This is a genomic window from Erwinia typographi (assembly GCF_000773975.1).
In the GTDB taxonomy this organism is placed as follows: Bacteria; Pseudomonadota; Gammaproteobacteria; order Enterobacterales; family Enterobacteriaceae; genus Erwinia; species Erwinia typographi.
On sequence record NZ_JRUQ01000038.1, the window covers coordinates 112,216 to 124,235 of the forward strand.

3 protein-coding genes are annotated in these 12,020 nt (G+C 61.9%); 1 reads left to right on the top strand and 2 read right to left on the bottom strand.

All coding sequences use genetic code 11. The annotated features are described in order from the left end of the window. Positions 1-11 precede the first annotated feature (11 nt). Positions 12-413, bottom strand: a complete 402-nt coding sequence (locus NG99_RS12740; protein WP_034893160.1) for a hypothetical protein — start codon at positions 411-413, stop codon at positions 12-14. Positions 414-420: 7 nt separating this feature from the next. Continuing rightward, positions 421-5,853 carry a non-ribosomal peptide synthetase gene (locus NG99_RS12745; protein WP_052130689.1) on the bottom strand — a complete coding sequence of 1,811 codons (5,433 nt, stop codon included), beginning with the start codon at positions 5,851-5,853 and terminating at the stop codon, positions 421-423. Between the two features lie 290 nt (positions 5,854-6,143). Between NG99_RS12745 and NG99_RS12750 the strand changes: the two genes are divergently transcribed. After that, on the top strand, positions 6,144-12,020 hold a 5,877-nt coding region (locus NG99_RS12750), incomplete at its 3' end, for a type I polyketide synthase (RefSeq protein ID WP_198138770.1).

Genomic DNA, 12,020 nt, shown 5'->3' on the forward strand with positions numbered 1-12,020 from the left:
CCCTGCCCCGGTTAATGAATATCTTCTAACCAGCGTTGCGCCTGCTGTTCGGCCTCATCCTGGCTGGCAACCACCTGATAGGGATAGGGAATGGTACGGGTGGTGAGATAGCGCAGAGCTTTGCGCCAGAAAGAGCGTCGAATCGCCTCATCAGGCTCCACTCTTACCGCTCCCCGGCAGTAGCGCTTCTGCGCCTCTTTGGTGCGGGCGCCCCAGGCCTTATACAGCCTGAAAAAATGCGCGGAGTCCCTGGGCATTTCAACGCCGCTGAAAATAAGCACAAAGGGCTGTTGGCGATCGAGTACCGCCTGGAGGGCAGCGATATGCTGTTCCGCCTCGCTATCCGGGATTTGCTCGGGCATGACATAATGCACCAGCGGCCAGTCTTGGGTATCAATAATGGATTCTGACATGCATTGCTTATCCTTGTGTGGTCGGCAATATCGCCTGTTGCAGCACGGTAAACAGCGTCGGTTGGGTAATAATGTTCTGGTGGTTACTGTCGGCAATCACGCAATAATCAGGCGGAGTGCCGAACCAGTCGTCGAGCCCCCCTTCACCACTCCCCCATTCTGGCTGGCGATGACTGGCCAGCACGACCCGCGCGGGGATATCCAGCGTCCTGCGCGGCGCGCTGACCATAGCCTGAACGTTGGCGCGGAGGGTGGCGATCAGTCTCTGCAACAGGGCGTCATCCATCTCCAGCTCTGACGGCAGCACGCGACGCCAGCAGGCCAGTCGATCGGACGGCGTCAGGGTATCAAAGGTGGTGATGCTGGCGGTGAGCGCTGCCGTCGCCATGGATTGCCACAGGGCATATTCACTGGCGGCGCAGCGACGCATGGCCGCCTGGGGCGCAGGATCGATCAGCGTTAATGAGGCTACCTGTTCACCGGCAAGCAACAGTTGATGCGCCATCTCCATTGCCAGCCAGGCGCCCATTGACCAGCCCGCCAGGTGCCAGGGACCGTCTATACCCTGCCGCCGCAACGCGCCGATCGCGCGCGCGGCCTGCTGTTCCATCTGCTCTATCGGCGCTTCATCCAGCGTTAACCCGCTGGCCTGAAGGCCAATGCACTGTAGCTGACCATTCAGCGCGGCAGCCAGTCGCTGATAAGGCGTAGCGAAACCGTCGCTGGCATGCAGACAGATGAGTTTGCGCGGCCCCGCTTCATTCAGTTCGATCAGCGGCGGCGTCAGCGCAGGCTGCGTTAGCAGCGCCAGCTCCCGTGCCATTTGTTGTAGCGTTGAGTGGGTAAAGATCAGCCTGATGGGCACCTGCTGGCCCCATTCGGCGCTAAGCTGAGTGGCAAGCCGGGTCGCCAGCAGGCTGTCGCCCCCGGCAGTGAAAAAGTCCTGCTGACGGCTGACCTGGTTGACGCGCAGCAGCTGACACCAGAGGGCGGCCAGACGCTGCTCGGTCGGCGTTTGCGGCGCTTCGCCGCTCAGCTCCCGCTGCGTAAGCTGATGGGCTGGCTGGGGAAGTTTTTTGCGGTCGATTTTGCCATTGGCGCTCAGCGGCAGCCTGGCCACGGCGATCAGACGATCGGGCAGCATATACCCAGGCAGACGCTGGGCTAGCCGCGCGTGCAGCTGCTCCGGCGAAATAGCGGGCTGTGGGCGACAGGCAAGGAACAGCTGCTGGCCGGTAAAGGCCATCGGCGTCCCGGCGTGCGGCCAGACGTCAATCAGGGCAAACCCTGCGGCGGTCAGTAATTCACGCCACTGCGTTTCGCTGAGTAACGGGGAATCGCGGTGGCTTTCACCGCCTTCGGCGGCATGTTCAAGCACCGCCGCCGCCGTCACCCACTGCAACTCTTTGTCGTGGGTGGCCTCCAGCAACAGCAGGCACGCGCCGGGCTTCAGCAACTGGTAGATGTCAGCTAACGTCTCCTCCGGCCGGTGGGCGTTATGCAGCACATTGGCGGCCAGAATCGCATCCATCGAGCCCTGCTCATAGCCCTGAGCGGCGGCGGGCTGATTGATGTCATAGCGGCCGGTACGCAGGGCGTCATACTCGCCAAAACGCTGTTCGGCATAGTGGGTAAACCACGGGCTGACGTCCGTATGAAGATACGAACCTTCCGTCGCCAGCACGGCAAAAGCGGGCAGCGTGCTGGCGGTCAGGCCGCCGATACCTGCGCCAATTTCCATCACCTGCGCGGCGGTATTTTTCCCGACCGCCGTCTCCAGTAACCGGGCGGCGACAGAGCCAAGATAGTCAGCGATGATATTTCCCTGATACAGGGCTTCCGAAGCCCGGCTGTCGCCCTCTGGGAACAGCAGGCTGCTGGCAAGCTGAGGCTCGTGCAGTACGGTTTCAATCGCGCTGCTGCTGGCAAATAGCCAGTCGGCGAACAGCGGCCCGTTGTCCAGCCAGTTGAGGAACTGCCGCAGACGATGTTTACCATCATCGAGCCGCTGCTCCAGCGCCAGCGCAGTTGGCGCGCATTCGCCGAGCCGCCATTCGCCCTGCTGCTGCTCAAGCAAACCCTGCTCCTCCAGGCTGTGATGCCAGCGGGTCAGCAGCCGTCTGAAGCAGGGAGCGATGCGGAGCTGTTGAATGCGTGTTTCAATGCGCCAGCCCTCCGGCAGGAGGAAGTTCATCTGCTGCAAAATGTGCAGCATCATCAACGGCGCCAGTGATTCGCTCTCCGTCTGAAATGCCGCCAGCGACGCCAGCCGGGTCGGTTCAGGCAGCCGTTCGGCAGCGTGATGGCCTGCCGCCAGCAGCGTTTCCTGCGCTGAATCCCCTGGCGCTATCACCAGCCAGGCCGCCAACTGCTGCGCCCCGGACGGGGTTTTCACTACGTCGGCGACCGCTGCCAGCACCGGTTCTTCCGCCAGCAGCGCCGCTTCGATCTCGCCCAGCTCAATGCGGTAGCCGCCAATCTTCACCTGAGCATCGCGCCGACCGAGAAACTCAAGGCAGCCCTGCGCGTCATAGCAGGCGAGATCGCCCGTACGGTAAAGACGCTGCTGACTGGCGTCGTGATGAATAAACGCCGCACGGGTCCGTTCAGGATCGCGCCAGTAGCCGGATGCCAGCCCAACCCCGGCGATATACAATTCGCCCGCCACGCCGGCCGGACGATCCCGCCCTTGCGCATCCAGAACCGCATACTGCTGGTTAGCCAGAGGATAGCCGTAGGGCACGGCGTTGCCGCGCGGGTTCAGCGGATCGATGTCGTACCAGTTTGACCAGATGGCGGCTTCCGTTGCGCCGCCAAGCGCGATCGGCCGCGCTGCGGGCGCTACGGCTGGAATTCGGGCCACCAAATCCCAGCCGATCCAGTCACCGGAAAGCAGAATGTGGCGCAGATCCGGCAGCGTAGCGTTGTGCGCCTGGAGGTGCGCCACCAGCATCGCCATCAGCGAAGGAACGGAATTCCAGCAGGTCACCCGATGCTGGCGCAACAGCGTCAGCCAGTGCGCCGCGTCGCGCATCCCTTCCTGCTGAGGAAGAACCAGCGCGGCACCCGCCGTCAGGGTGGCAAAGAGATCAAAAATAGCCAGGTCAAAGCTCAGTGAGGAGAGACCGAATACCCGGTCCTGCGCATTCAACGCCAGGCGTTCGCTGACATCGGTGAGCGTATTGGCGGTAGCGGCGTGCGCCATCGCCACCCCTTTCGGTTTCCCGGTGGAGCCGGAGGTATAAATGATATAAGCAATCTGCGTCAGCGGCGGCATCACCGGCGTGGCGAGAGCCTGCGGCAGTGAATCAAGGCTGACGCCGTCAGTCATCGGGCAGAGGCTGAGGCAGTCGTCAGCGGCAATCAGTGCCACGGCCTGAGACTGTTCGATTACTTCATGCAGGCGGGCCAACGGCCAGTCGCTGGCGGCGGGCACCAGAATCGCGCCAGCCGCCATCACCCCCAGCGCGGCGATAATCTGCGGCGCGCCTTTGGGTAGGGAAACAATCACCGGCTGACCGTAGCAGTCCGACTCAGCCAGGCGGCTCGCCACCCGTAGCGCCTGCTGCGCCAGCTGCTGATAGGTCCACTGCGTCTCTCCGGCGATCAGGGCAATAGCCTGCGGTTGCCGCTGCGCCTGCCTGAAAAAGCCCGTATGAAGCGGTTCGCACGGCAGCATTTTAGCGGTACGGTTTACCGCCTCCCGCACCGCCTGCTCCTCCGCCGGAAGCGGCAGCTGTAGCGGCTGTCGCCAGATCAGATCGTCGTCGGTAAGCCTGTCCAGCAGGTCGCCCCAGGCAGCGAACAGGGTATCGATCATCCCGGAGGGGAACAGATTATCGATGACAATCCAGTTATATTCCAGGCTGCCCTTGCGCACCATTACCTGATGATCGAGCCAGACCTGCGGCGTGGCGGTGTAAAGATACGCCGGTTCGCCCAGCAGATCGGCCCCGTCAACCAGCGTATCAAGGTCCATCCCCAGCAGGCTGGTAAACACGATCGGCATGGCGCTGCTGTCTGCTCTGCCGTGGCGCTTCGCCCACTCGCGCAGAACATCGACGCCGCTAAAACGGCTATGGGCCAGACGTTCCCAGAGCATCTGCTGGACCTGTTCCGCCCGCTGACAAAAAGGCTGTGCCGTGCTGCAATCAATGCTCAGCAGCAAAACGGAGGTGAAATCCCCCACCAGTTGGGCCACATCAGGATGGTGGGCGCGTCGGTTGAAGTGCGTCAGGTTAAGGGTAAAGCGGGGCTCTTCGCTCCACAGCGTCAGCAATTCGCCAAACGCGGCAAGCAGCATAGCCGAGGGAGTTATTCCCGCCGCCGCCGCGCGGCCGGATAAACGCTGCCAGCGTTCCGGTTCGATACGGCGCTGCAAGCGACGAAACTCAGGGCGCGCTACCGCTGAAGGCTGGCAGCGCAGGGGTAACTGGGGAGCCGGATGCAGCTGGTCAAGCCGCGCCAGCCACCATGCCCGATCCTCGGCATAGCCGGACTGCTTGCGGGCCTGCGCTTCATCCAGCTGATAATCCCGGAAGCTGTAGTGGATCGGCGGCAACGTCAGCGTGGGCTGACGGTAAAAACGCGCCAGCTCAGCCAGCACAATGTGGAAACTTTGCACGTCAAAGGTCAGCAGATCGAGGTCCAGATGGATACGGTATCCGTTTTCGGTTTGCTGACTGGCGCGCAGGTCGAACAGCGGCCAGCGGCTGGCGTCCAGCACCTGCTCACACATCTCACGGCGAGTTTCCTTAAGCCTGGCGTCACGCTCCGGCGTCGTCAGCGCACGCAGATCGTCAATGGCGATAGCGTAGTGCGGCACCTGCGGTAAAATTCGCTGTAGCCCGTCATGATCGACGCAGGCCCGCATCATGCCATGCCTGGCGATCACCCGGTTCCAGGCGGACTCAAACAGCGGCAGATTAAAATCCTCAATCCACCATTCGAAATAGACGTGACAGGAGACGCCGCCCAGTGAGAGAGACTGGCTGCGGCCAATCCAGTAGGCGTGCTGAATATCGGTAAGCGGGAAAGGGTCAGGCGGGACGCTTGCGGGCTGATGCTGCCAGCTCTGCCAGCGCCCTGCGCTGCCGGCGATCAGCCATCCGCCGTGTCGCAGCAGCTGCTGCCACGGCGCCAGATCATCCGGTGCCGAAGGAAGTAACACCACGTCAAAACCGGGCTGGCTGAGGCGACGGCGCGAGAGCGCATTGCTGAAATCCAGGTACTGCCAGTCAATATCCGGTTCATCGCGGTGCCGTTTCGCCTGCTCCAGGCGGGACCCCACGGCTACCGTGTAGCGTTTCGCTCGCTGCCGAAGCTGACCGCGCAGGGCGCACTCTTCCCGCTGCCGATCCACGTCCAAATCCAGTACGTGGGTCAGGTTATCGGCGATCCTCTCCAGTAGGAGATGAATGTCACTGTCTTCAGAATTCACCGCGGCTCCCGTTGCAAGTAACCCGCTTACCGGCCGTTCCCACCGGGTATATCAGGTTTTGACATACTTTATTCACTCTAATGATATTGCTAATGATAATTATTTCTATTACGGTTACAAGCGAAATTTAATGAATAAAACAGCACAACCTGTAGTGCTTTATGCGCTTAATTTGGCGCAAATAGCTGAAAAATCCTTTATTAATTATACTGAATGCAGTGAGCGATGCTTAATTCCACGAATAGTTAACGATTTGGGGTCTAAGCAAAATGGCATCGCAGCAACCTTCATTGAATCAATTTACGACGCTGGTCGACGGCATAGAATTTTATGCCCGTCAGCAACACGACTTCCCCGCCCTGCGATTTGTCGCCCATGACGGCAGCGAGCAAGTGTTAACCTACGGGATGGTCGCCGCCCGGTCGCGCGCGCTCGCCGCCAGGCTACAGCAGCGATACTCTGCCGGTTCCGCCGCGCTGATTCTCTACCCATCAGGCGTCGAGTACGTAATCACCCTGCTTGCCTGCTTTTACGCCGGAATAGTCGGCGTGCCGGTCAATCTGACGGGACCGTCGCGGGTCAAGCGGGTGCTGGAGAAGCTGGATGCCATTACGCAAGACTGCCAGCCGGTAGCCATCCTCACCGGGTCAGACATTGTGGCGGCATCGCGCGATTCGCTGATGCACTTTGCGCAGCGCCATCACCTCGACGTCATGGATACCCTGGCTGAAGACGCCTCCTCCCAGAATTTACGCTGGCGCCCGGCGGCAATCAGCGGTGAAAGCATTGCCTTCCTGCAATACACCTCCGGATCAACCGGTCAGCCTAAAGGGGTGATTAACCGGCACCACAATCTGCTGGCGAATCTCGATTTCCTCACCTGCCTGACTTGCCCGACGAAGGAGAGCGTGGTGGTAAGCTGGCTTCCGCTGTACCACGATCTCGGGCTGATCATGGGTATCCTGTCACCGCTGATCTCAGGCAGCACGGCGGTGTACTTCCCTCCGGCGGCCTTTGTAAAAGATCCGCTGCGCTGGCTTGAGCTTGCCAGTTCACATCGGGGCACGGTGTTGCCCTGCCCTAATTTTGCCCTGCAACGCTGTACCGAGGCCGCTCAGCAGCAGCCGCACCGCCTCGTTGGCCTGGACCTCTCCTCAATCGTCAGTCTGGTTCCATCGGCGGAACCGGTCTCCGCTGAGCAGCTTGAGGCTTTCTGGCGCTGTTTTAGCGCCTGCGGCCTGCGTCGTGAGGCGCTAAAACCCTCTTACGGCCTGGCCGAAGCCACCCTGATTGCCGCCGGCAACAGCGCCAGCGCACCGGTCTATCTGGACATTGATAAGACTGCCCTGCTGCGGGATGAGGTGGCGGTGGCGGATAAACCCGGCAGCCAGACGCGGCGCTATGTCGGCTGCGGCAATGAGTTCGGTGGCCAGGATTTACGCATCGTCGATCCCGTCCATCGTCTTCCCGTGGCCGAAAATCGCGTAGGTGAAATATGGATTAGCGGCCCGGCGGTGGCACAGGGCTACTGGCACCGCGAGCAGGAGACCCGGGAGACTTTCGCCGCAACGCTGGATACGTCCAACAGGCACTACATGCGCACCGGCGATTTGGGGTTTCTTCATCAGGGGCAACTGTTTATCACTGGCCGCCTGAAGGACTGTCTGATCGTCCGCGGACAGTGTCACTATCCCAATGATATCGAAGCGACCGCCGTGACGGCTCACCCACTGGCCGTTGCCGATGGCGCGGCGGCCTTTGCCTGCCAGGAGGAGGATGAAGAGCGGCTGATCGTGGTGCTGGAAGCTCAGCGGGCCGGAGAAGAGGCGCTTCGGCAGCTGGTCTCCGCCGTCAGAGAGGCTATCGCCACGCAGCATCAGCTAAATGCCTGGCGGGTGATACCGGTCCGGAAAGGCACCCTGCTGCGCACCACCAGCGGCAAAGTGCGCCGCCATGCGATGAATGAAGCGTGGCAGCAGCAGCAACTGCACATACTGTGGGATGAAACAACGCGAGCTGAACCGGAAACCCCGCCAGCAGCAGATATTCCCGGCTGGATTAGCCAGCAGGCGGCCCTGCTGCTGGGTACGGTGGCCGCCCGTAATATCGATCCGCATCAGTCACTGTTCAGCTACGGGCTGGATTCCGTTGACGCGGTTACGCTGCAGGCGAAGATCCAGCAGGCGTTTGGCGTCGAACTGCCGGAAAGCACGCTGTTCGATTCTCCAACGGTGGCGGGATTAACTGCACGCATCAATGCCTTCAGACAGCCGGTGGCAGAGTTGGCACCGCGAGAACAAAGAACCGCCATCGATGAACCGGTGGCGATCGTTGGTATGGCATTCCGCCTGCCAGCAGCCGACGGGGAAGAGGCGCAAACCGATGAGCAGTTCTGGCAATTGCTGTCAGAAGGACGTTCTGCGATCCGTCCTATGCCCGCTGAACGCTTTAGCAGCAGCGAAGATATCCCCGGTTTCGGCGCCTTTCTGAATCGTCCGGCCGATTTCGATGCGGCCTTCTTCGCCATGTCGCCGCGCGAAGCGATTAACACCGATCCCCAGCAGCGCATACTGCTGGAGGTAAGCTGGCACGCGCTGGAAGACGCCGGACAGCGGCCTTCCCTGCTGAGAGGCGCTGATGTTGGCGTCTACGTGGGTATCGGGACTAACGACTACTCGCACATTCCCTTCATTACCGGCGACAGCGCGCATCTTGATGCTTATTACGGCACGGGCAACTCTTTCGCCGCGGCCTGTGGCCGTCTCTCCTATTTTTATGGCTGGGAAGGCCCGTCGGTGGCGGTGGATACCGCCTGCTCTTCGGCGCACAGCGCATTACATATGGCCTGCCAGGCGCTGAGGCAGGGAGAGTGCGAAATGGCGCTGGCCGCTGGCGTCAAGCTCCAGCTGCTGCCGGAGGTGGACCAGGTGCTGCACAAAGCGGGGATGCTGGCTCCTGACGGTCAGTGTAAAACTTTTGACGCCAGCGCGGATGGCTACGTACGCGGTGAGGGGTGCGTGGCCTTCCTGCTCAAACCCCTGTCGCAGGCGCTGGCCGACGGCGACGCCATCCGGGCGGTGATCCGCAACAGCCTGATCCGTCAGGATGGCGCGAGCAGCAGCCTTTCCGCGCCGAACGGCGAGGCGCAGCGTCGCTTGCTACAGCGAGTCCTGTCGCGCAGCGGGCTGCAACCCGGAGATATCGATTACCTGGAGCTGCACGGCACGGGAACCCGACTGGGAGACCCGATCGAGTACCAGTCGGTGGCTGAAGTGTTCGCTGGCCGGTCGGCTGACGATCCGCTCTGGCTGGGATCGGTGAAAACCAACATCGGCCATCTTGAAGCCGCTGCCGGCGCGTCCGGCGTGGTAAAAGTGGTGCTGGCGCTGGAAAATGGCATCATTCCGCCGCACATCGGGCTGAATCAGATCAACCCGCTGATTGATTTGCAGCGCATCCCTGCCCGCCTGCCGGTAAGGCCAGAACCCTGGCCCGATCGCGGGCATATCCGTCGCGCGGGAGTCACCTCGTACGGTTTTGCCGGTACGCTGGCTCACATAGTGCTGGAGCAGGCGCCGCCGCGCCTTCCCACGGCGGCGGACAGCCGTATCACCCCGCAACTGATCCTGCTTTCCGCCAGGTCCGTCGATGCGTTAGAGGCCCTGCGAAAAGCGTGGACAGATCGCCTGGACGACTCGCTGCCGCTGGCCTCATTGGCTGCCAGCCTTGCCCGACAGCGCGATCATCATCCGCTCCGTCTTGCGCTGGTCGCCAGCGATATTGCCGGACTGCGCGATCGGCTGACGCAGCTTTCCCCGGGTGAAACCTCCCACAAAACGCCGCGCGTCGGTTTCATGTTTACCGGTCAGGGCGCGCAGTATGCCGGAATGACCCGAGGGCTCTACGAGAACGAACCGGTATTTCGCGCCGCGCTGGATGAGGTGGAGGCAGCCGTCGCGCCATACCTTGGCGAATCGCTGCTGGCGCTGATGCTCGGTGAGGATAATGACCGTCTTAATCAGACCGCCATCACCCAGCCCGCGCTGTTCGCCGTGGGCTACGCGCTGGCGCGCCTGTGGCAAAGCTACGGCGTGCAGCCTGCGGTGATGCTCGGCCATTCAATTGGTGAATTTGCCGCGCTGACGCTGGCCGGATCGCTGAGTCTGGCAGACGCCGCAAAATTAATTGTGCGCCGTGGCGCGCTGATGCAGGCGCTGCCCGCTGGCGGCGGTATGCTGGCAGTGCGTCTTAGCGCCAGCGCTGCGCAACAGCGGATTGACGCGCTGGCTGACGACGACCGCCAGCACATTGCCATTGCGGCGCTGAACGGCGTGGAGGATACCGTGCTGGCGGGCGCTCTGCCGGTGCTGAACACGCTGCGCATACGGCTGGAGAAAGAGGAGGTCAGCGCCCGCCCCCTGAGCGTTTCTCACGCGTTCCACTCGCCGCTGCTTGACCCGATGCTGGCTGAATGGCAGCAAAGCTGCGGGCAAGTTGAGACGGCCCCGCCCGGCATCCCACTGATCTCCACGCTGACGGGTGTCCTGATGGATACCGCGCCGGATGGCGATTACTGGCGACGCCACGCCCGTCAGCCGGTGCGCTTCCATCAGGCGCTGGCGGTGGCCGGTGAACATTGTGACGTGCTGCTCGAAATCGGCCCGCACGCGATTCTCAGCGCCCTGGCGCAGCGACAGCTGCTGGCGGAACCGCCTGAACATCCGATCAGGGTGATTGCCAGCCAGCACCGGGCCAGTGACGATCTGACCGTGCTACGTGAAGCAATGCGCGACCTCTATCTTCTGGGGGTAAATTTCGACTGGGAAAACGCCGCCAACAGCGCGTTTAGCGCCCCGCTGCTCTCGCCCCGTCAGCTGCCGCGCTATCCGTTCCAGCACCAAACCTACTGGCTTGATTATGACGGCGACGCCCCGCGCGAACCGCTGCCGCTTCAGCCATTGCCGGTACAGATTGGCGCCAGCGCCGTGCCACTTTATACCCAACAGTGGGAGAGTATTGAAACACCGACGGCTTCACGGCAGAAAGGGCGTTACTGGCTGATTGGCGACGAGCAAAGCGCCAGCCGCCTGACGGAGACCTTTGCGTCGCAGAACGTTGAGGCCCACTGGTGCGATCGTCCGCAGCAGCTGGTGAAAGAGTGGCAACAGCACGATGTGGCGGTATTCTTGCCACCGGCGGAAGACGCAACGTGGCAGCTGATCGCCTGGCTACAGCAGATCCAGCAGTTGGGTGGGGCTTTGCGGCTGATTTTGCTGACCCATAATGCTCAGACGCCGCAAGCTCAGCCCTGTAATGCCGATCATGCGGCCCTCTGGGGCGCGGCGCGCGCGCTGGCGATTGAATATCCCGCCTGTAAATGGCTGATGCTCGACGTCGGGCAGGAACTCAGCCCCGGTCAGCAAACTGATACCTTGCTGCGAGCTGCCAGCTGCTTTGAAACGGAAGATGCGCTGTGCCTGCGCGGGGAGCAGTGGCTCCACCCCTGCCTGACGCCAGCGGAAGACGCAATGCTGAAGCAGGACGAGGCGTTTCATATCAATGAGGATATTGCCGTACTGGTGGTTGGAGCCTGGGGAGCGCTGGGCCGTCATATCAGCGAATGGCTGATCCACAACGGCGCACGTCACCTGATCCTTACCGGACGCCAGCCGCCGCGCAGGAGCATGCAGGCCTGGCTGGCGCACTGGCGGGCGCGGGGTATTACCCTGACCTGTATTGAGGCGGATATCACCGATGAGTCCTCGGTTTCCGCGCTGTTCAGCCGCATAGAAAAGCTGGATCAGCCGCTGGCCGGAGTCTTCCACTGCGCCGGGGTTGGCCGCTTCAACCCGCTGGAAAGCATCAGCCAGCAGGATTACCAGGCGGTGGCGGGCGCAAAAATTACCGGCACCCGCCTGCTGGATAAATTCACCCGTCAGCATTCTCTACAGTGGTTTGTCTGTTTCACGTCTATTTCCGGCGTCTGGGGTTCCCGGCTCCAGATCCATTACGGGGCGGCCAATGCGTGGCAGGATGCGCTAATGCGCCAGCGCCGCTATCAGGGCCTGCCCGGACTGAGTATTTCATGGGGGCCCTGGAGCGGCGGCAGCGGAATGTCCGAAGTCGACGCCTCGCTGCTGCAATACCTGCGAATGGCGGGTATCCAG